Source organism: Methanomicrobiales archaeon, assembly GCA_030019205.1.
Lineage (GTDB): Archaea > Halobacteriota > Methanomicrobia > Methanomicrobiales > JACTUA01 > JASEFH01.
On the sequence record JASEFH010000018.1, the window covers coordinates 33,151 to 53,955 of the forward strand.

Sequence of the window (20,805 nt, forward strand, 5' to 3'; positions counted from 1 at the left end):
GGCCCGTGCGGCATGTATGCCCTATTGGAAGAGGCGGTAGTTGGGTGCCTCGTCGGTGATCAGAATATTGTGCGGGTGGCTCTCGCTCACCCCTGCACTGGTGACGCGCAGGAATCGGGCCCTGCTGCGGAGTTCCCCGATGGACGAAGAGCCGGTATAGCCCATCGCCGATTTCAACCCGCCGATGAGCTGGTAGACAACATCGGATACGGGGCCGACGTAGGGCGTGATCCCCTCCACGCCCTCGGGAACGAATTTTGTTCTCCCGATCTCCTTTCTCTGGAAGTAGCGATCCCCGCTCACCCCGCCGCTGATGACCCCTAGCGATCCCATGCCGCGGTACTGCTTGTAGCGCCGCCCCTGCATGATCACGAAGCGCCCCGGTGACTCGTCCGTGCCGGCGAACAGGCTGCCGATCATCACGGACTCGGCGCCGGCCGCCAGCGCTTTCGCCACGTCCCCGCTGTAGCGGATGCCGCCATCCGCGATGATCGGCACGTCGAACCCGGCAGCCACATCGGCCACGCAGGCGATCGCCGTTATCTGCGGCACGCCCACCCCAGCCACGATCCGCGTGGTGCAGATCGACCCGGGACCGATTCCCACCTTCAGACCGTCGGACTCCGGCAGCAGCGCCTCCGCCGCCTCCCGGGTGGCGATGTTGCCGGCGATCACGTCGGCCTTCGCACTCTCCTTGATGTCCCGCACCGCCTTCACGACACGCATGTTGTGCCCGTGGGCGCTGTCCACGACGAGCGCGTCGACCCCGGCCTCGTCGAGCGCCATTGCCCGCTGGAAGTCGTGAGGGCCCACCGCTGCGGCAACGCGCAGATTCCCCTTCGAATCGCGGTTTGCCAGCGGGTAGCGCCGAATCTCCAGGATGTCCTGCATGGTGATGATGCCGATGAGCCGTGACTCTCTGTCCACCACAGGCAGCCGCTCGATCTTGTGTGCGTACATTGTCTCGAGAGCGTTCTCCATCGTGATGCTCGGATCTGCCGTGATCGGGTCACGGGTCATCACCTTCCGGATACTCTCGCGCTCCCGTTTCGGCGATATGGGGCGGACGTCCCGTCGGCTGACAATCCCGACGATCTTGCCGTGCTCGATGACGGGCACGCCACTGATTCCGTGCTCGTCCATCAGACGCTGGACGTCGGCAACGGTCGCTTCCGGACCGACGGTGAGCACGTTCTTCTCAATGAGATTCTCGGCCTGCTTGACGTACTTCACCTCCTGTACCTCCCTCTCGGCCGTCATGTTGCGGTGGATCACGCCGATCCCGCCCTGGCGGGCCAGCGCGATTGCCATGGGGGATTCGGTCACGGTGTCCATCGCTGCGCTCACGAGGGGGATGTTGAGCCAGATGTTCCGGGAGAAACGGCTGCGCACGTCCGCCTCGTTCGGCTCCAGATGCGATTCGGCTGGCTGCAGGAGGATGTCGTCGAAGGTGATGGCAACGGGGGCGTTCAATTTTTCTGTAAACATGATTCACCTGATCATTTTCCTGATTTGTTCAACCAGTTCGCCCCGAATCGTGGCATTCCGGTCTCCTCCGCAGACCATGCCCCGCGCACCGACGATATCGGGGCATATGCGATTCAGGGCGGGTATGTTCTCGATCTTGAAACCGCCTGCAAGAGCGGTCTTCAAGCCCAGTTCGCGGTTCTTCTCCACGAAAGCGGTGAAGGTGGCCTCGTCCATGAACTCGAACGCGCTCCTGCCGTCTTTTATGCCGGTATCCGTCATGGCCACGTCGGCTCCGCCCTCCGCGGCGAGCGCGGAGATCTCCATGGGCGAGATGGTCCCAAGCCTGGCGTAATCGGCATAGCCGGCAATAACCACGAGTTTCTCGGGATATTCCTCCTTGACCGCCCGCACCACGGCCTGGATCACCTCGCGGGCCCGGTCCTGCCCGTCGAACATCAGGCCGATCTTGATATAGTCGGCGCCGGCGCATGCGGCTCCGTACGCTGCAAGCGCTGCCCCGCCTGGTTTGTAGTCGAAGTCGCCGATGGCGGCGCTCACCGGTTTCGATGTCAGAGACTTGATGGACCTGATCACCCAGGGAAAGTTGGCACCAAGAGACCCCTCGGAGGGTTTTTTTACGTCGATGATGTCTGCAGAAAGAGATTGGTGCGCTTCTTCGATACTGCGCGGGCTGACCAGCAACTTCATGCATCATGTATGGTTCTTTAGACTGATTAGGATTACGGTATCGGACAATTCACCCTCATTTCTCCATTCTGCCGGAGCATGAGGGATGGTTTGGGAGAATTCCATTCGCCCGAGGCTCTCAATAGGATTCGATGTGGATTCAGGGTCCCACGGCATGCGGGCAACCTGCGGCGGCTGGGGATCCGGATCCATGGGGTCCCGTTTGTGCGGTATTTATCCCTCCGCAGGAGGGATCTGGTACCATGGATCTGATCCTGGCGATGGATCTCATGCAGGGAAAAGTGGTGCATGGGGTGCGGGGCGAACGGTCCAGCTACCTTCCCCTGACCTGGGGTCTGGTCTCCACCGCCGATCCGATCGCCCACGTCCACCATATCGCGCCGCGGTTCCTGTACATCGCCGACCTGGATCGCATCATGGGAACGGGGAGCCACGACAGGGAGATCGAGTCCTGCGTGCGGCTGGTAGAGCGGTGCTTTCTGGATCGAGGAGTTCGCTCGACAGCGGATTGTCTCCAGATGGCAGGTGTGATCAACGTCGTCGGGACCGAGACGGGAGGACGGGATCTCGGTCGGTACACCGGAGGCTACCTGAGCATCGATCACCGGGACGGCAGGGTGATCCCCTGCGGCTGGACACCGGCCGCTGTGCTGGGCCGTGCAGGAGCCTGGGCGTTCGATGGCTGCATCCTCCTGAACATCGGGGCTGTCGGAACGGAGCGCGGCCTGGACCGTGCTGAGCTCGGGGAGCTGCGGTCGGCCTATCGGGGGCGGCTGATTTACGGGGGAGGTGTCAGGGCGGAGCGCGATCTCGATCTGCTGGAGGATCTGGGATTCGATGGGGCGATCGTCGCCACTGCGGTGCACCGCGGCGCGATCCCGCTGGCATCGATCCGGAGAGGAATATGGTCCTGATCACCATCGAAGGCATCGACGGGAGCGGCAAGAGCACGCTTCTCGCATCGCTGCGTCGATCCCTGGCTGACCTCGATCCGGTATTCACCCGCGAACCCGGTGCCACCTGGGTGGGCGATGCGGTGCGGAGGGCCGTCGCCGAGAAGCTGGATCCGATGACCGAGGCGCTTCTCTTCGCCGCCGACCATGCGGCCCACGTGGCGGCAGTCGTGCGACCGGCCCTCCGGGAGAGGAGGGTGATCATCTCCGACCGGTACACCGACAGCCGCTACGCCTACCAGTCCGTCACGCTGGAGGGGGTGATACCGCGGCCCCTCCGATGGCTGCAGAACCTGCACGAGGGCTGGACGATCCCCCCGGACAGGACTTTCCTCCTCGTCCTCCCCGTCGAAGCCGCACTCTCCCGCCTGAAAGATCCCGGGGAGCGGGAGCACTTCGAGATGCGTGAAGTGCTCGAACGTGTCCAGCGTAACTACATCGCGCTCGCCGAAGAGGAGCCGGCACGATTCGTCGTCGTCGATGCCTGCAAGGGGTTGGAGGAGATCCACGATTTCGTAGCAGAGGAGATCCGAAGGATCGCCGTGCGGGGTAAATAGGGCACCCTCGTTGGACGATGGGGGGTCAAACAGGGAGCGCGGGCCGTCAGCCGCTCGTCTCCGCGTCCCAGCAGAGCCCCTGCAGCCGGTCTTCAGCCCGCTTCATGGCGTCGTGGCTCTCTGCAACGAGAGCGATCACCTCCTCGAGGTCGTCGCACCTCTCCTCCACCAGCCGGGCCAGGAGCTCGCTGATCAGTCTGCGGACGTTCTCCGCGCTCTCCCTGTAGAATCGGTTCATGCCGGGAGGCTCCCCGTAATGTAATATAAAAGTATCCGGGTCTCCCGGGGACGGCGGGAGATCTGCGTTCTCTCCCCACCGCAACCGATCGACTGGTTCGGGAGTGGGCGATCCCCGGCACCGGGAGCCCATCTCCCCCGTGTTATGCAATCCGCACCCCCTGGTTGTGCCGACGGTTGCAGGAATCGGAATCCGGTCTGGGCTGCAGGAATGCGAATATCGCGGGAGATAGCAAAGCCTGACGGGGGAGCGATTGCCTTCCTTCGGTTCGGGGATGCGTCGCGGGCATCGCCATCGCCTTCGCGTCGCTGCATCGAAGTCTTCCCTCTTGCGGGGAAAATGTCGTATCGATGGATGCGTTCCCTCCTCGTCGGATCTCCCCTCGGCCACCTAGCGCAGGGACGGGGGCACGGGTTCTCCAGTGGTATGGCATGACGGGCAGTGATCTCTTCCATGCCGTGAGCAGGGCTATACCACCAGCATGTGCCCCAATTGGGGAACAGGATCGGAACAGCGGTCGGAAAGACGCCATTCACCCGGCAGGGGAATGCTATGCTCCGATAACGATTACCACGGGTACGGGTTGCAGGGAATTCGGCCGCACCGAAACTCCCCATCGATCAACCTCACTCTAGAAATGCTGCGGGAATTCTTGCGACGTGAAGCGGAACGGTCCTGGAGTCTTCGCATCCAGCGATACAGCGCTCTTCCGCTCCTCTCCTCCGTGTCTCTACCCCCTCTCCACCGTGACGATGATGCCGTCCAGGGTGAGTACGTCCACGCGCTTCCCCTCCACCTGGTAGGTGAACTCCGGTGCGAAGGCGTCGGGGGGGATCGGCACATCTTCGCCGTCCAGGCTGACTGTCTCGGGCGGACTGAGCAGCTGTTCGGGCGGAAGAGCCCGAATCGCCTGCATGAATGCCGGAGCTTTCTTCCGGAGGGTTTTGCCCACGACCGCCATATTGAACCTGACGTCGCCGACCGTCCGTTCCAGCCGCGGTTCTCCGCTGCGGAACTGCACCTCCGCGTTCAGCGCACGGGAGGCGTCGCCGCCGTCATCGATAACGCCAGGCGCATACACAGTCACTCGCCCGAGCGGGGCGTTCAGTGCCATGCCCCGGTCGTGTTTGAAACGGCGGATCTCCGAGACCACCTTTGCCAGGATCTCCCCGTCGCGGGCGGCATCGTGATCGTCAAAGGAGAGGTTCACCCAGGACTGGGCGTGGACGCTCCCGCTGCCCCCCTCCCGGAGGTGATGGTAGCTCTCCTCGGCGAAGTGGGGCATGAAGGGGGCGAGCATACGGAAGAGGGCGTCAAGCGTGATGTCGAGAGCGCGGCAGGCGCTGTCCCGCCCCCCGCCATCCCCGTAGAGCCGTCCCTTCACGAGCTCGATGTAGTTGTCGGCGAGCACGTTCCAGGCGAAGTCCCTCAGTTCGCGGAGCGCCAGATCGAACTGGTAGGTGTCCATCGCCAGCGTCACGCGGTCCACCGTATTCGAGAGCCGCACAAGCAGCCATCGATCCGCCAGATCAGTCACCCGGGCATCCCGGTTCCACTCCCGCGCCAGCTGCTGCAGCGAGAATCGGGTGATGTTCCAGAGCTTGGTCTGGAAGCGCGAGGCCGCGACCACGTCGTTCCAGTTGAACATGATGTCGGAACCCGTCGCCGCCCCGAGGGCTGACCACTGGCGGAACGCGTCGGCGCCGTACTTCTCCAGGATCTCCTCGGGAGCGATGATGTTCCCGCGGCTCTTGCTCATCTTGAATCCGTCCTCCCCGAGCACCATGCCGTTGACCAGGATGGCATCCCACGGACGGACGCCTGTGAGCGCGACGGAGCGGAGGATGGTGTAGAACGCCCAGGTGCGGATGATGTCGTGCCCCTGCGGGCGGAGCTGGGCGGGGTAGAAGGGCGGGGCGTCGGGACCCCCGTCCCAGCCGGTCACGTTCAGGGCCGAGATGGAGGAGTCCATCCAGGTGTCCAGGACGTCCTCCTCCCCGACGAATTCCCGGGAGCCGCAGTTCGGGCAGGGATCCCGGGGCTGCTCCAGAGTGGGATCGACGGGCAGGCGGTCGTAGCTCGGGACGACCATCGCACTGCAGCGGCGGCAGAACCAGACCGGAATCGGGGTGGCAAAGATGCGCTGCCGCGAGATGCACCAGTCCCACTCCATGGACTTCACCCAGTTCTCCAGGCGGGTCAGCATGTGATCCGGCGTCCAGCAGACCTCCCGCGCCGCCTGCAGGATCTCTTCGGGGCGGATGGCGATGAACCACTGGCGCTCGCTCAGGATCTCGATCGGGGTCTTGCACCGCCAGCAGACCCCCACCCGCTGCTCCAGGGTCTCCTGCCTCTTGAGGATCCCCTTCTCCTTCATATCCCGCAGGATGCTCTCCCGGCACTCCTTCACGCTCATCCCGGCGTACGGTCCCGCGATCTGCGTCATCCTTCCCGCGCGGTCGATCGCCTTGCGGAGCGGGAGGGCGTGCTGTTTCCACCAGTGCACGTCCTGCTTGTCCCCGAAGGTGCAGATCATCACCGCCCCGGAACCGAACGCGGGATCGACCGCCTCGTCCTGCAACACCGGCACCTCATGGCAGAAGAAGGGGACGCGGAGGGTCCTGCCCGCCAGGTCCCGGAAACGCTCGTCCGCGGGGTGAACGGCGACGGCGGTGCAGGCGGCGAGCAGCTCCGGACGCGTGGTGGCGATCTCCACTCCGCCGAAGTCAAAGTAGGTGAGGACCGTGCTCCGCGGAACGTAGGCGACCTCTGCGAAGGCGATCGCGGTCTCGCAGCGGGTGCAGTAGTTCACCGGGTGCTCCGTCTGGTAGATGTAGTTCTTCGCCAGCATCCGCAGGAACGAGGCCTGGGTCTTGCGGTAGTACTCGGGGCGCATGGTGATGTACTCGTGGCTCCAGTCGATGGAGTACCCCAGCCTCCGCAGCGTCTGCCGCATCAGTTCGATGTTCTTCTCCGTCAGATCGCGGCACATCTGGCGGAACCGCTCCCGCGGCACATCGTTCTTCGTGATGCCGTGGATCTCCTCCACCTTCACCTCCGTGGGGAGGCCGTGGCAGTCCCATCCCTGCGGGAACATGACGTTGTAGCCCTGCATCCTGCGGTAGCGGGCGACGAAATCGATGTAGCACCAGTTCAGAGCATTGCCGATATGGAAGTTGCCGGTCGGGTAGGGCGGCGGGGTATCGATGATGAAGCGTGGTGCATCCGAGCGGGGATCGAAAAAGTTGTCCTCGTCCTTCCATGTCTCCTGCCAGCGCCTCTCGACCTCGGCGAAGTCATAGTGCTTGGGAAGTTCCTGTTGCACAACCATTTTTTAGCTCTCTGCTATTAAATATCATATACTGATCGCATCGGATCCGGCCATATCGCGGGATTGCGCGCGAAAATGCATGTATTTCCCCGTACTGCCCTTCACGGCGCACAGGTGAAAAGTTCTTTTCACGGCAGCGCCAATGCTTTATGCACCATGCGGGATCCGGGGATATGGCTGGCGACTCTGCTGACCGCGATCGGCGTCGTTATCGCTCCCGCCATCCAGCCTCCGTGGGTGCTGGCCCTTCTTGTGCTCTTCTTCTCGATGATCCTCTACATGATTCCGGGAACGCGCTACGTCTCCTTCGCCCTGATCGTGATCGCCTTCCTGTACGGCGCGGGGCTCCTGCCGCTGTTCGTCTTTGTCAGCACCCTCGCCATCCTGGTGGTGGGCGAGGTCGCGTTCCGGAGCCTGAAGGACAGGATCAACCCCTACGCCACCTTCCTGGCTGCCGCGTCGGGCAGCCTGCTCCTGGTCTGGCTCCATATCAAGGACGGCACCCCGCTGATCGCGCTGATGGGAATCCTGGTTGCCGTGATGCTGAAGTCCGCCCTGAAAGACCGCGAGGATACCCTGATGATCGAGGGGCTTGCGGTCGCGATGACGATGTACCTCTTCTACGAGATCAACTACCAGGTCACCCTCACCATCCTGCTGGCAGCCGTCCTGATCGCGTTCACATTCGGGTTCTTCTCCTACCGCACCCGGACCGCCGACATGAGCGGCCTCTTCTCCGGTGCGCTGGTGGGCACCATCCTGATCGTCTTCACCCAGGACATCCGCTGGTTCCTGATCATGCTCACCTTCTTTATCCTGGGCTCTGCCGCCACGCGCTACAAGTTCGATTACAAATCCTCCCTGGGCGTCGCAGAGTCCCACCGGGGCGTGCGGGGCTACCACAACGTCTTCGCCAACGGCATGGTCGCGGTCGCCGCCGCCGTTCTCTACGGAATCAGCGGGCATCCCATGTTCATCGCCCTCTTCATGGGGAGCGTGGCCACCGCCGCCGCGGACACGGTGGCCGGCGAGATCGGCATGACCGCCAGCAACCCCGTTCTCATTACCACGCTCGAACGGGTTCCGAAGGGAACGAACGGCGGTGTCACCCTCGTGGGAACCCTGGCAGCACTCGGCGCCTCGGTGATCGTGGTGGCCACGGGGTTCTTGATGGGCGTGATCGACCTTCCCATGATGCTGGTCTGCGGCGCAGCGGGGTTTTTGGGGACGCACGTGGACAGCGTCGTCGGGGCAACCCTGGAAAACAGGGGGGTGATCGGGAACATGGGCACCAACTTCATCGCCACGCTCTCCGGCGGGTTATTCTCGATGCTCTTCTTTGTCTTCTAGTCAGTACTTGTACCATCTCCCTTTCTCGTCGAACTCCCCCTGCATCGGCGGCTGCTCGCCCGCGTGATGCCGGAAGAGGCTGGCCTTGTAGGCGGTGAACAGGGTCACCATCAGGGTGAGGTAGGCGAGGGAGAGCAGTGCGGTGATCCAGATCCCTTCGGGCCCGATGAGAGCGAGGAGCTCCTGCGCCGTGAGGGACTGGGCTTCCGTTGCGCTCATCCCGAGCATCGGCTCCAGCTTCGGCATCAGGAGGAGGGTCCAGAGGAAGAGTACCGGGAACCCCGCCCCGATCAGGATCAGGATGCTGACGACCCAGAAAACGGCCACGGGAACCGCGTTCCGGAGCACGAACTCCACGCTGCGGCGGATGGAGTCGAATACCTTCCTCTCCTCGAATATGGCCGCTGTATCGTAGAAGAACGCGAAGAAGGCGATGGGTATCGTGACGCCCAGGCTGATGTACGAGATCGTTCCCAGTTCAGGGGGAATCCCGATCAGGATCAGTGGGATGAACACCAGGAACATGGTCGCAATGGAGGCAAAGACCACGACAAGCAGGGGCAGGAGGATCCGGAAGTAGTTGCGGGTCCCTTGGCTGAGGAATGTGGAGAGGCGGGCATCGTTCTCACGGATGACACCGTAAGCCCCTCCTATGAGGAGAGGCAGGACGATCAGCTGCAGGACCCAGAGGCGCTCGACGATGAATCTGTCCAGATAGAGCTGGGCCAGGAGATCCCCCGCGATCAGCAGTCCTGCGGCCAGACCGACCAGCCACAGCACCGGCAGTTTCGCGATGGTGCCCAGCGCATCCTTCAGCGGCTCGAGCACGCCGATCACCGGTTCCTGGGCATCGCCACGATCTCCCGCACCTGGAGATCGAAGAACGATGCCGTGTGCGAAGGTCTGATGACGCAGACCGTATCGGCACCGCTCATGGTGCCCCCGGCCGCGATCACCTCGTCCTGAACGCCGATCGCTCCCTGATCCGCCGCGATCAGGACGCACTCCACCGCCACCTTCAGCCCCACCGCGACGGTGCGCCGCAGCACCTCGGCGACGGCTTCGGTGCGGGAGCCCCCTCCGACCCTGGGGGATCGGGAGAAGGCCCGCTCGAGCCCGGAGAGCGCATGCGTTCCGGTCACGATCCGGGCACCCCGTTCACGGAGTTCCTGCTCCGCCTCCCGCGAAAACTCCCAGACGCCCGGTTCGGAGAAGCCCACCGCGTGGGTGACGACGACCAGGTGCAGATCCCTCCCCTGCGTGGCCGCGAGGAAGGCAAGAGCCGTCGCGCCGCTGGTGCTCGCCACGACGATGGTCCTGATACCGAGCTCCCCGGCCCGCTCTACGGCAAACCTGGCCGCATCCTCCGTGTTCGCCGGCCCGGGCCTGTCGAAATAGTAGATATTTTTCGCAACGAAACTCATGTAAACATTTTAATAAACTGCCAGTGAAAAAACTTGTCAAGTCGTCCCGGATCCGGCAGATCCCCCGCCGATGCATCCGGGAAGGAGAATTCGAGGAGACTGCGATGATCACTCTGGCGCTGGCAGGCAAACCCAACAGCGGCAAATCGACCTTCTTCAAGGCCGCGACCCTCGCAGAGGTGGAGATTGCCGACTACCCGTTCACCACCATCGATGCCAACCACGGTGTCGCATACGTGCGGACAGCCTGCCCCTGCAGGGAGCTGAACCTCGCCTGCGGAAACTGCCGTGACGGGGTGCGGTTCATTCCCGTCGGGCTGGTGGACGTGGCCGGGCTGGTGCCGGAAGCGCACAAGGGGCGCGGGCTCGGGAACCAGTTCCTGGATCACCTGCGGGAGGCGGAGGCGATCCTCCACATCGTGGACGCGAGCGGCAGCACGGATGCCGAGGGGAATCCCCTCTCCCCCGGCTCCCATGATCCAAGGAAGGACATCGCCTTTCTGGAGTTCGAGATGACCATGTGGATGTACGGCATCCTGGACAAACACTGGGCGAAACTCCAGAGAATGGCGCAGGCAAAGACATTCTCTCTCAGCAGAGCGATCGCGGAGGTCTTCGCCGGTCTCGGGATCACGCTCGATCACGTGCATGCGGCGGAGGAGGGGCAAAGCGGCGATCTCTCCCGCGCCAGCACCGAGGAGAGGATCGCGTTCTGCCGCCGGCTCCTGGCCGCGAGCAAACCCATGCTCGTTGTGGCAAACAAGGTGGATCAGGCTCCCGAGGAGTTCATCGCGGCGCTCACCGCGGAAGGCGCGATCGCTGCCAGCGCAGCGAGCGAACTCGCCCTCCGCAAGGCGGCGGGCGCAAACCTGATCCACTACATCCCCGGCGACGCGTCGTTCCGGCCACTGCAGGAGGCGGCGCTCACACCCGCCCAGAGGGGCGGGCTCGCGAAGATCGCGGAGGTGATGCGGAGATGGCAGGGCACCGGGGTCCAGCGCGCCCTTGATACTGCGGTCTTCGAGCTGCTGGCCAGGATCGTGGTGTACCCCGTGGAGGACGAGCACCGCTTCTCGGACAGTCAGGGCCGCGTCCTGCCGGACGCGTTCCTCATGAGGCGCGGCTCCACGCCCCGCGACCTGGCGTTCCAGGTACACAGCGATATCGGCGAAGGTTTCCTGTACGCGATCGACGCCAGGAGCCGGATGCGCATCAAGGAGAACCATATCCTGAAGCACGGGGACATCATCAAGATCGTGAGCACGCGCTGACCGCGTCCAGCGGTGCGGGGCAGAGCCGTCAGCCTGGAGAATGCAGGCTCGGGATGCTGCACGGCCCTTCGTTCCCAGCCGCCATCGCGATCGAGACGAGCGTCCGGATCCTGCTTCTCGTCCACGGTCCGGGAATTCGAAAGAGACCGTGGCAGGGGGGGAATAACAATCTTATGCTCGCGGTCCCGCATTGCTCCAGGTAACCCTCTCCCGCGCGGGAGAATTGCCGAAGGTTCCCTTCGGTGTCGGAACGCGTCTCCGCTCGTCTGCAGATCCGGTCGACTCATCAGCCTGCCTGGAATCGTATCGGCCCCGGGATCTGCGGTGACGACCTTTCGGTCTGGTTCCGATCAAGGTGAGATCCCGTCCTGCCCATCGAACGGATGGAAGAGGCTGCATTCTCTCTCATCTCGTTCACTACCGCGAGTGCATCCGATCGGGGATGCCATCCCTCGTCACGCCGTGAGTTCAGGCTGTACTTCCCGCCTCTCCGTCAGCGCTCCTCCCTCTCGCTTTCTCGAGTACCCTGACCTTCCGCCCCGCCGGGCGGGAGGATGCGCCCCTCTCCCCCAACTGCCCCCGCCGTGATACGACTTCCTTCGGATCCGCCGATACCCGAGGAGATTTCCGAAGCTTACCGGTGAGGAGAGGGATTTGCATCCGCAACGACGGAAATCCAATCCGGATCAAAACCAATCGGCATAAATACTGAGAAGAAAAATTACCCATTTACGTATGGGCGGCGAGGTCTTCCAGGCGCAGGTGCTGAAGCACTTCTTCGATACCATCGCGGGTCCGGATCGCAACCTGACCCGGATCACGATGTGCGTGATGGCCCTGGCCAAGCTCCGCATGGAGCCTCCCGAGCGGATGGGTTTCCTGTTGGAGCAGATGCGGAAGAGTCGTGACAAACGGGAACTCTCCGTCGATATCCTGGACTATATGTGCGACGCCGCCATCGCTCTCGATCTCCCGGCGGTGCAGACGGCCTTCGGGGTCAAGCAGGTGCGCGAACTGGCCCAGGACTTCGAGGGGATCAGCCTGGACAGTCTGTGAGATCCTGACCGGCATGGGCTGCCAGGGCGTTTCGGGAGAGACGGCGGTCTCTCTTACGGGGACGATCCCCACCTGTCATTCCAGGAATTTTTTATAGCCCTCGAGGAGCTGGACCGGGAAGTGCTCCTGCTCTTCCAGCGCCTGCTCGTCCCTCTGGGACGCGATCCTGCCCGCCGCGTACAGCAGGACAAGGGCGTTGACCAGGTGGAGATTCGATGCGTCATCGACGTCCGTATCCGCCAGCTGCAGGGGGAGCCGCGACTTCTCTTCGGGCTCGAACCCGGGCAGCGGCGTCGATATCGTGCCGGCTGACTGCAGATCCCCGGCGCGCGTCCGCACGATCTCGAGCGCCCTCGTCAGATCCCGCCACGGCACCTGACCGGCCAGCGCCGACCGGGCCAGGTCGCATCGCCGCACCGTATCGTCGTAGACGCCCATCTTGTAGGTCAGGACGACCATCGCGATCTCGTGCGCTGCATCCCTGTCGAGATCGCGGAGCGAAGCACGGATGCGTGCCATGTAGTCAGCCAGATAGGTCTCCATCTCCATCCTCTTCACCCTCCCCGTCCGCACGTGCAATCTCCTCTCCCGTCTCCACCGCCGATGAGAACTTCCGCTGCATCCGCACGGCCACGACGGCGATGCTGCCGGCGAAGAGCAGCTGCATCAGGAGGCCCTGCGAGAACTCGTTCGGCAGAACGAAGATTATGATCGCGTAGAGGGGTGTCACCAGCGCCACGATGTCCTTCCGGGGTTTCAGGGCCGCAGTACCGGCCAGGAGGAACGTCCCCAGGATACACCCCCCTCTCCCCGGATCTCCAGCCAATGACACCGGCAGGATGCCGGGGACGAGCAGCATATCCAGTGCGATCCCTCCCAGCGATACGAGGATGACCGCAAGCCATCCCCAGCCGAGGAGCCATCCTCTCAGTCGCTCGATCTCTCCAGCCATGCAACATACCAGCGGTACTATTGAATCCTCCGAATAAACAACGTTTCCGTTCAGCGTGCGCGGGAGACGGACCCGCGCTTCGCCAAAAGTCCTTCGTGAGGCGCCGAGGGGCCTCACGAAGGGGCGCAGGCCGCTATCCGTCCGTCGATCTCGATCACGGTCGGACGGTTCGTCCGCCGTGCAACGGCCCGGCAGAGCGTCTTCTCTAGGGCGGTCATCCGCTCGATCAGCCTATCGCCCTCCCCGGAACAGGTCTCGAGGAACCGCACGTCCACCTCTCTGCGCTCCTCGATCTGACGAATCTCCGCCTCGAGAGCCTTCTCCCGCAGGAGAACCGGGTCCGTCTCGATCTGCCGTGCCAGACTGTCGCGCTGCGCGGCGGTCTCCCGGTACTGGTGCAGGATCTCCCCGATCCGCCGGACAAGATGGTCGGGGCGGGCCAGGAGTTCCCTCTCCTCGCGGCTCTTCACCTCGACCGCATGGCTCTCCAGCTTGCGGTGCAGGAGGGGCACGGCTTCCTGCACCGCCGCCATCAGATCGGCCTCCGCTGCCAGGGGGAACCCCTGCAGGGCCTCTATGCAGCTTCCCATCGCCTTCTCGACCGTCTTCTCCCCCTGCCGCGCCGCCACCTTCTGCACCTTCAGGCTGATGCGGGACAGGGTGGCGGAAAGGGCGGAAAACTCTCTCTCGAGAGATTCCAGCTGCCGGGCAGACTCCCGAAGGCGATCCCTGATCGCCTGCACGTCCGCATATTCCGCCTCTCGCCGCAGGCTCTCCAGCCTCTCGCGGGCATCCGACAGCCGCTCCGCGTGGCGTGCCGCACCCTCGACGGCTGCCTTCTGCCGCTCGAGCAGCGATGCATGGGAGATTCGCGCCGAGTTCAGCTCGTCAAGGATCTTCCTGGCCTCGCCGAGGACCGCTTTCTGGCCCCGTACCGCGGCAAACGTCGCCGAGAGGGCGTTCACCTCACGCCCGAACGCATCCAGAGTCGTGCGGATCCCCCGCATCTCTTCGGGGAACGCCGCCCGGAGGTACCTCCCCGGACCGCTCACGCTCTTCAGAGCCCCCCGGAGAATCTCCGCTGCGGCCGCGTAGAAGGCCTCGGCCTCATCCGGCAGGGGCCGGGAGATGCTGGCATTGAGCGCCCGCACGAACAGGGGGAGCGAAGACTGAACGATCTTGCCCAGTCTGGCGTGCACCTCGGCGTCCACCTCGGCCTCCGAGAGTTCGTCGGCGGCCCGCTGCAGGTCACGGATGGCCCGCTCCAAGGGCTGCCGTGCAGCGGAGGTTGCCGATCTGAGTTCTGCGTCCAGAACCTCCTCCTCCGCAGCCAGCCACTCCGGGATCTGCTGGTAGGGGATCGTGAAAGGTCCGCTCTCCGGCTTCAGGAGGTCTTTGATGAACTTGAACATGGCTGCGGACAGCTCCCGTATCCCTCAGTCGTTCTCTGCGATCTGCCGCAGGCGCTCCACGCCGTCGATCTCCCGGATGACATCGACCACGGCTCTGGGAACCAGGTGCTCCCAGGGATCCCCGGCCAGCATTCTCGACCGGATGCTGGTGCCGCTGTGGGTGTCCCGCTCGTACATGGGAAGGGAGCGGACCTCGACGCCGCTCTCCTCAAACAGGCGCATCACCAGGGGGTTGCCGGTGAATACCGCATCGAAGGGGGGCGTCATCGAGCGCACGTGCGCCACCCAGAGCGCATTCCGCTGGATGTCCTGGATGGGGATGACGTAAACCGGGCAGGCGATCGACTCCAGGGCCCGCGTGATCATGAGCACCCGCTCGCCGGCTGTGAAAGGATTGTCCAATTCGTGGGAGAGCTGGGCGCTTCCCACCCCGATCACGATCTCGTCCACCATCCCTGCGATCTGCGTGAGCACCGACTGGTGCCCGTTGTGGTACGGCTGGAACCGCCCGATGTAGAACGCCCTACTCATGCCCTGCCACCAGGTTTGCAATTCTCGCCGCGAATGCACCCGCCGTGAATCCCGCGTCGATGTTCACGACCGCCACCACCGAGCAGGCCTGCAGCATGCTGGCAAGCGCCGCCTCTCCCCTGCCCATGAAGCCGTAGCCGGTGCTGACCGGCACCCCGATGACCGGTCTGTCGACGAGCCCAGCCACGATCGCCGGGAGCGTCCCCTCGCGCCCGGCTACCACGACGAGGGCGTGAGCGTCCACCAGGTCGCGGAGCGCCGGAAAGAGGCGGTGAATCCCGGCCACACCCACGTCGTAGGCGGTCCTGACGGTGCAGCCCATCTCCTCGGCGACCGCCCGCGCCTCCTCTGCCACGGTCAGATCGGACGTACCGGCGGTGATCACCCCGACGATGCCGCCGCCCGGCTGCGGGCGGGGAGTCCGCGAGAGGATGAGAATGCGGGCGGCCTTGCGGTACTCCACGTGGCAGGCGCACGTTTCGGCCATCTCGATGACCGCGCGTGCCTGCTCTTCGGATACCCGCGTCGCGATGCTCCTCCCGCTCGTCTCCACGTGCCGCTGCATGATCCGCGTGAGGGCCTCGACATCCTTCCCCTCGCCGAGCACCACCTCCGGCATGCCGCAGCGCGTCCTCCGCCCGAGATCGAGGCGGGCCAGATCGCCCACGGCCTCGATGCGGAGCCCTCTGATGGCCGTCTCCGCCTCCTCCAGGGTGAGCTCGCCCCGGCAGAACGCCTGCAGCACTTCGCCGACCGATGCATCCGCTCTCATGATCCGATAACAAACTATGAGTGGGAGTATTATAATACCTCCAGTAGCGATGAGTTATCTCACCTATGTTGCGGGCTTCGGTGCGGCGGCCGTCGTCTTCCTCTGGCTGCGGGACGCCCGGATCTTCGCCCGCACAACCCTGACCGGCTACCGTACGGCCGCATACCGGGGGATTTTCTACACGGCTCTTGCCCTGCTCGGACTCTTCTCTGCCATTTTCGGGGACGAGGTGATCGGCCTCATCCTGATCCTGGCAGCCCTCTACCTGCAGGGCAGGGAGACGCGCGAGCGGGTCTGGAACGGGGAATCCGTGCTGGACCGATTTCTCGGGCGGCCGAGCCGCAGGAAAGATAAGGGCCCCCGCTAAAGTACAAGAGGATTGAGGAGTATAGGATGCTGCAGAGACCACGCGGTACACGGGACTTTCTGCCCGAGGAGATGAAGCAGCGGCGGGAGATCGAGGGGATCCTGCGGGAGCGTGTGGAGCGGTTCGGCTACGGCGAGGTCGTCACGCCCACCTTCGAGCACCTCGAACTCTTCACCATGAAGTCCGGCGAGGGGATCGTCCAGGAGCTCTACGCATTCGAGGACAAGGGGGGAAGAGCGCTGGCGCTCCGCCCCGAGGTCACGGCGGCGGTGCTTCGGATGTACGTCAACGAGGCGAGGATGCTGGCAAAACCCCTCCGCTGGTACTATCTCACGAACTGCTTCCGCTACGAGCGTCCGCAGAAGGGGCGATACCGCGAGTTCTGGCAGTTCGGGATCGAGCAGATCGGCGCCGACAGCCCGCTCGCCGATGCCGAGGTGATCGTCGTCGCCGACGACCTCCTGCGGGGGGCGGGCATCTCCTTCGAGCTGCACGTCGGCCACCTGGCCCCGATGAAGCACCTGCTGGGCGCGGTGGACGGCACCGAGCAGCGGCGGGTGATGGCCTGCCTGGACAAGCGGGACTTTGCAGGAGCGAAGGCCTGCCTGGCGGAGCAGGGGCGAGATTCGCTCGCGGAGGATCTGATCGCGCTCGCGGGGTGCCGCAGCCTACCCGAGATCTTCGAGATCAGCGGCCCTATTCCCGAACAGAGCCGCATCGAACAGATGTTCCAGTACCTGAACGCGAGCGGGGTACCGTATGTCGTCAACTTCGGCATCGCCCGCGGTCTGGACTACTACACCGGTATGGTCTTCGAAGGGTTCGCCGAAAATCTGGGCGCCGAGAACCAGGTGATCGGAGGAGGGTCCTACCGCCTCGCCCACCTCTTCGGCGGGGAGGACGTCCCCTCCTGCGGGTTCGCGATCGGGTTCGACCGCGTCATGGTCGCCCGCGGCGGTGTCCCGCTCGAGAAGCCGCTGACCGTCGGGATCGTCTCCCTCGGGCGGGGGCGGCTCCAGGCGTTCAACGCCGCCCGCGCATTTCGCGACGCGGGGATACGGACGGAGGTGGAGCTCGCCGAGAAGGGGATCGGGGCCCAGCTGGCCCACGCTTCCCGCACGGCGGACTTCGTGGCCCTCATCGGGGAGCAGGAGGTGGAGAGGGGTACTGTCACCCTCAAGAACCTCCTCTCCGGGGAGCAGCGGGAGTGCCTCCTCGCCGAAGCCGTTCTCGAGGTGAAGGCGTTTGGTTCTCGCTGACGAGCTGGCCAAGAAGCAGCGGACCATCAGCGTGGCGGAGTTCTTCGAGAAGAACAAGCACCTGCTCGGGTTCGACTCGCCCACGCGGGGGCTGATCACCACCGTAAAAGAGGCGATGGACAACGCGCTCGACGCCTGCGAGGAGGCGGAGGTGCTCCCCGACATCTACGTGGAGATCAGAAAGAGCGGCGATGACGCCCTGCGCGTGGCGGTCGAGGACAACGGACCCGGCATCGTGCCCGAGCAGATCCCCTTCGTCTTCGGCAAACTCCTCTACGGCTCGCGGTTCCACCAGATCAAGCAGAGCCGGGGGCAGCAGGGGATCGGGATCAGCGCTGCGGTGCTCTACGCCCAGCTGACCACCGGAAAGCCCGCCGTTGTCATATCCCGCACCGACGCCGCGAACCCGGCCTACCGCTTCGAGATCGCGATCAAGATCGAGACAAACGAGCCGGACGTGCGGTACCGCAGCGAGACGGAGTGGTACCAGCCGCACGGCACCCGCGTGGAGATCGAGTTCAAGAGTTCGCTCTCGGCGAAGAAACGGCTGCTGGATTACCTGCGGTACACCTCCGTGGTGAACCCCCACGCCCGCATCCGGGCGGAGATCGACGGCGAGTCGTTCCGCTACGAGAGGGTCTCGGAGGAGGCGATCGCCTGCCCCAAGCCGATCCAGCCGCATCCCCACGGAATCGAGCTCGGCACCCTGATGCGGATGGCGGCCGCGAGCGCGGAGACGCTTGAGTCGTTCCTGATCGGGAACTTCAGCCGGGTCGGGAAGAAGGCAGCCGCCGAGATCGTCGGGAAGGCGGGGCTGCGCGGCAGCGCGAAGGCGAAGAAGCTCAAACCCGAAGACCTGAAGAGCCTGCTGGCCGCGATGCAGTCGGTGCGGGTCCCGCCGCCGCCGACCGCGCAGTGCCTCTCCCCGATCGGCGAGGACCTGATCCGCCGCGGGCTCGACAGGGAGTTCGACCTGGATTTCGTGAAGGCCCGCACCCGCCCGAGTTCGGTCTACAGCGGCCACCCCTTCGTGGTGGAGGCGGCGCTCGGCTACGGCGGCAAACTCCCCCCCGACGACCGGGCCCAGATCCTGCGGTTCGCCAACCGCGTCCCCCTTCTCTACCAGCAGGGCGCCTGCGCCATCACGAACGCAATCGCGGAGGTGAACTGGAAGCAGTACGGTCTCGCACAGCAGGGTCTGCCGATGGGGCCGGTGCTGATCCTGGTCCATGTGGCCTCGACGAACGTGCCCTTCACGAGCGAGAGCAAGGACGCGGTCGCCGCGATCCCGGAGATCGAGCGGGAGATCGATCTCGTCCTGAAAGACCTCGGGCGGGAGCTGAAGCAGTTCCTGCGGCAGCGGGAGAGGAAGAAGGTCCAGGAGGACCGTGCCCGCGCCATCTGCTCCATCATCCCGGAGATCGCGGCCAAGGTCGCCGAGATCGTGGAGAAGCCGCCCATCGACACCTCCGCCATCGAGGGGAGGATCATGCACAGGCTGGTCGCCAAGAAGAGGTGCATCGACGGGCAGGTGGAGGTGCAGGTCAACAACTACACCCGCCAGCCCCTCTCGGTCACTGTCTACGACATCTCGGCGGATGCCGCCATCGACGCCAGCATCCCGCCGTCCTACTCGGAGCAGGTCGACGGAGACTACACCAAGGTCTGGAAGTGCGAACTGGCCCCGGGAGGAGCATGGTCCGTGACCTATTCGGGGCGAGGCGGTGGGGCGCTCGATGTCCGCGGCGTGGAGGAGTCGCTGAAGGTGGTGATGGACCTTGACATCTAAACAGGAACTGGACGCCGTGGCGCGTGAGCGTCTGCTCGGCATCGCCGACGCGTGGTACCGGCAGATGGAGGATGGCCAGATCCCCTACGTCCGACTGCCCACCCGCACCAAGCAGAACATCGCATTCGATGACGCGAGCGAGGTGTGGAAGTATGGCGAGCGGGAGAGCACACGCGCTGCCAGCACCGAGAAGAGCGCTGTCCACCTCCTCAAGATGGCCTACGTGATCGGGTTCATCAAGCAGCAGATCGCCGAGGACCGCTCCTCGACCCTGAGAGAGCTCTACTACATCACGGAGGGCTGGAAGCGCGCGAAGTTCGAGTCCCAGGACGAGAGCAACTATCTGGTGGAGGACCTGGAGATCCTGTCCGACCTGCAGCGGGAGGCGTTCCGCCTCCGCCCCGAGGAGGACGGCGCCAGCATGTTCGGGCCGATCCGCCTGAAAGAGAGCACGCGGCGGGGGGAGCGCATCCTCCACTGCCAGGACGACGTGGGGGAGGCGGGCTACTCCATTCCCAACAATATGGAGACGGTGGAGTTCCTGGACCACGACGCGAAGTTCGTGATCGCGATCGAGACCGGCGGTATGTACGCCCGTCTGATTGAGAACGGGTTCGACGAGAGCGAGAAGGCGATCCTGGTGCACCTCAAGGGCCAGCCCGCCCGGTCGACGCGGCGGCTGCTGAACCGCATCAACGGGCAGTTCGGGCTGCCGGTCGTCGTCTTCACCGATGGGGACCCCTGGTCCTACCGCATCTATGCGAGTGTCGCCTACGGGGCGATCAAGAGCGCGCACATGTCCGAGCTGCTGGCCACGCCCTCGGCACAGTTCGTCGGCGTGCAGCCGAGCGACATCCGCGACTACGATCTCCCCGCGGACAGGCTCACCGAGAAGGACGTGGACGCGCTGAAGTCCGAGCTCTCGGATCCCCGGTTCGGCTCGAAGTACTGGAAGTACCAGATCGATCTCCAGCTATCGCTGAAGCTGAAGTCCGAACAGCAGGCCTTTGCGGCGCGGGGCCTGGACTTCGTCACGAAGGAGTATCTCCCCGCGCGGCTCGCCGAGATGGGGATCATCTGAACCGCCCCCACCGGGGTGCCGGAAGGCTCTCTGCTGCCCGCTCCCCCGCCCATCTGCGCATGAACATTCTTGCCGCACGGCAGCGGATGTAGAGCGGCGCGGGGATCCATGCCAGGAGCGTCATCTTCATCTTCCTCCGCCGGAACAGCCTCGTCCGGCAGGCGCGGAGCTGCTGCCGCGCCAGATCGGGACGACCGGCCAGCGTGTTCCGTTCGGCGGTCTCGAGCCTTTTGCGCGCGACGTACTCCTGCAGGCCGTCCCTAAGGGCAGGAGGCACCGCCCCC

At 64.4% G+C, this 20,805-nt stretch carries 21 protein-coding genes; 9 read left to right on the forward strand and 12 right to left on the reverse strand.

Annotation, left to right across the window (positions count from 1 at the left end; translation table 11 throughout):
* Positions 1-21: 21 nt before the first annotated feature.
* On the reverse strand, positions 22-1,488 hold the full coding sequence (gene guaB, locus QMC96_09950) for an IMP dehydrogenase (protein MDI6877078.1): 1,467 nt from the start codon (positions 1,486-1,488) through the stop codon (positions 22-24).
* Between the two features lie 3 nt (positions 1,489-1,491).
* A complete protein-coding gene (locus tag QMC96_09955; protein MDI6877079.1) occupies positions 1,492-2,178 on the reverse strand; it encodes a (5-formylfuran-3-yl)methyl phosphate synthase in 687 nt (228 codons plus the stop codon).
* Between the two features lie 242 nt (positions 2,179-2,420).
* Between QMC96_09955 and QMC96_09960 the strand changes: the two genes are divergently transcribed.
* A complete protein-coding gene (locus tag QMC96_09960) occupies positions 2,421-3,092 on the forward strand; it encodes a HisA/HisF-related TIM barrel protein (GenBank protein ID MDI6877080.1) in 672 nt (223 codons plus the stop codon).
* Positions 3,083-3,688 carry a dTMP kinase gene (tmk, locus tag QMC96_09965; GenBank protein MDI6877081.1) on the forward strand — a complete coding sequence of 202 codons (606 nt, stop codon included), beginning with the start codon at positions 3,083-3,085 and terminating at the stop codon, positions 3,686-3,688. The genes QMC96_09960 and tmk overlap by 10 nt, the downstream gene beginning before the upstream one ends.
* A gap of 46 nt (positions 3,689-3,734) precedes the next feature.
* Here the strand turns inward: tmk and QMC96_09970 are convergent, their stop codons facing one another.
* Positions 3,735-3,926: a hypothetical protein gene (locus QMC96_09970; protein MDI6877082.1), complete on the reverse strand. Its 192-nt coding sequence runs from the start codon at positions 3,924-3,926 to the stop codon at positions 3,735-3,737.
* 730 nt (positions 3,927-4,656) lie between these two features.
* On the reverse strand, positions 4,657-7,257 hold the full coding sequence (locus QMC96_09975; GenBank protein ID MDI6877083.1) for a valine--tRNA ligase: 2,601 nt from the start codon (positions 7,255-7,257) through the stop codon (positions 4,657-4,659).
* Between the two features lie 156 nt (positions 7,258-7,413).
* Here QMC96_09975 and QMC96_09980 point away from each other — a divergent pair, with 156 nt between their 5' ends.
* Entirely contained in the window at positions 7,414-8,607 is a 1,194-nt protein-coding gene (locus tag QMC96_09980; GenBank protein MDI6877084.1) for a DUF92 domain-containing protein, read from the forward strand.
* Here QMC96_09980 and QMC96_09985 read toward each other — a convergent pair whose 3' ends face one another.
* Both QMC96_09985 and QMC96_09990 read right to left on the reverse strand, forming a co-directional pair.
* The gene (locus QMC96_09985) at positions 8,608-9,444 is read right to left on the reverse strand and encodes a hypothetical protein (GenBank protein MDI6877085.1); all 837 of its coding nucleotides are present in this window, start codon (positions 9,442-9,444) and stop codon (positions 8,608-8,610) included.
* Positions 9,441-10,031: a pyruvate kinase alpha/beta domain-containing protein gene (locus QMC96_09990; GenBank protein MDI6877086.1), complete on the reverse strand. Its 591-nt coding sequence runs from the start codon at positions 10,029-10,031 to the stop codon at positions 9,441-9,443. The genes QMC96_09985 and QMC96_09990 overlap by 4 nt, the downstream gene beginning before the upstream one ends.
* A gap of 104 nt (positions 10,032-10,135) precedes the next feature.
* Here QMC96_09990 and QMC96_09995 point away from each other — a divergent pair, with 104 nt between their 5' ends.
* Entirely contained in the window at positions 10,136-11,302 is a 1,167-nt protein-coding gene (locus tag QMC96_09995; protein MDI6877087.1) for a redox-regulated ATPase YchF, read from the forward strand.
* A gap of 735 nt (positions 11,303-12,037) precedes the next feature.
* Entirely contained in the window at positions 12,038-12,358 is a 321-nt protein-coding gene (locus QMC96_10000) for a hypothetical protein (GenBank protein MDI6877088.1), read from the forward strand.
* A 75-nt stretch (positions 12,359-12,433) separates the two neighbouring features.
* Here the strand turns inward: QMC96_10000 and QMC96_10005 are convergent, their stop codons facing one another.
* The 5 genes from QMC96_10005 to larB all read right to left on the reverse strand — a co-directional run bounded on the left by QMC96_10005 (position 12,434) and on the right by larB (position 16,025).
* The gene (locus tag QMC96_10005; GenBank protein MDI6877089.1) at positions 12,434-12,901 is read right to left on the reverse strand and encodes a hypothetical protein; all 468 of its coding nucleotides are present in this window, start codon (positions 12,899-12,901) and stop codon (positions 12,434-12,436) included.
* The gene (locus QMC96_10010) at positions 12,882-13,310 is read right to left on the reverse strand and encodes a hypothetical protein (GenBank protein ID MDI6877090.1); all 429 of its coding nucleotides are present in this window, start codon (positions 13,308-13,310) and stop codon (positions 12,882-12,884) included. The genes QMC96_10005 and QMC96_10010 overlap by 20 nt, the downstream gene beginning before the upstream one ends.
* 113 nt (positions 13,311-13,423) lie before the next feature.
* Positions 13,424-14,722 (reverse strand): hypothetical protein, encoded by a 1,299-nt coding sequence (locus QMC96_10015; protein MDI6877091.1) that lies wholly within the window; start codon positions 14,720-14,722, stop codon positions 13,424-13,426.
* A 24-nt stretch (positions 14,723-14,746) separates the two neighbouring features.
* Positions 14,747-15,253, reverse strand: coding sequence for a nicotinamide-nucleotide adenylyltransferase (locus tag QMC96_10020; GenBank protein ID MDI6877092.1), 507 nt, complete (start codon positions 15,251-15,253; stop codon positions 14,747-14,749).
* Positions 15,246-16,025, reverse strand: a complete 780-nt coding sequence (larB, locus tag QMC96_10025) for a nickel pincer cofactor biosynthesis protein LarB (protein ID MDI6877093.1) — start codon at positions 16,023-16,025, stop codon at positions 15,246-15,248. The genes QMC96_10020 and larB overlap by 8 nt, the downstream gene beginning before the upstream one ends.
* 49 nt (positions 16,026-16,074) lie before the next feature.
* Here larB and QMC96_10030 point away from each other — a divergent pair, with 49 nt between their 5' ends.
* From QMC96_10030 to QMC96_10045, 4 genes are read left to right on the forward strand one after another with little or no spacing between them, the layout of a single operon-like run.
* On the forward strand, positions 16,075-16,392 hold the full coding sequence (locus QMC96_10030) for an ABC transporter permease (GenBank protein ID MDI6877094.1): 318 nt from the start codon (positions 16,075-16,077) through the stop codon (positions 16,390-16,392).
* A gap of 26 nt (positions 16,393-16,418) precedes the next feature.
* Entirely contained in the window at positions 16,419-17,651 is a 1,233-nt protein-coding gene (gene hisS / locus QMC96_10035) for a histidine--tRNA ligase (GenBank protein MDI6877095.1), read from the forward strand.
* Positions 17,638-19,440: a DNA topoisomerase VI subunit B gene (locus QMC96_10040; protein ID MDI6877096.1), complete on the forward strand. Its 1,803-nt coding sequence runs from the start codon at positions 17,638-17,640 to the stop codon at positions 19,438-19,440. Before hisS ends, QMC96_10040 begins: the two co-directional genes overlap by 14 nt.
* On the forward strand, positions 19,430-20,521 hold the full coding sequence (locus QMC96_10045) for a DNA topoisomerase IV subunit A (GenBank protein ID MDI6877097.1): 1,092 nt from the start codon (positions 19,430-19,432) through the stop codon (positions 20,519-20,521). The genes QMC96_10040 and QMC96_10045 overlap by 11 nt, the downstream gene beginning before the upstream one ends.
* Here the strand turns inward: QMC96_10045 and QMC96_10050 are convergent.
* A partial coding sequence (locus QMC96_10050) for a hypothetical protein (protein MDI6877098.1) occupies positions 20,514-20,805 on the reverse strand: 292 nt, incomplete at its 5' end. The two genes, QMC96_10045 and QMC96_10050, sit on opposite strands and share 8 nt — an antisense overlap.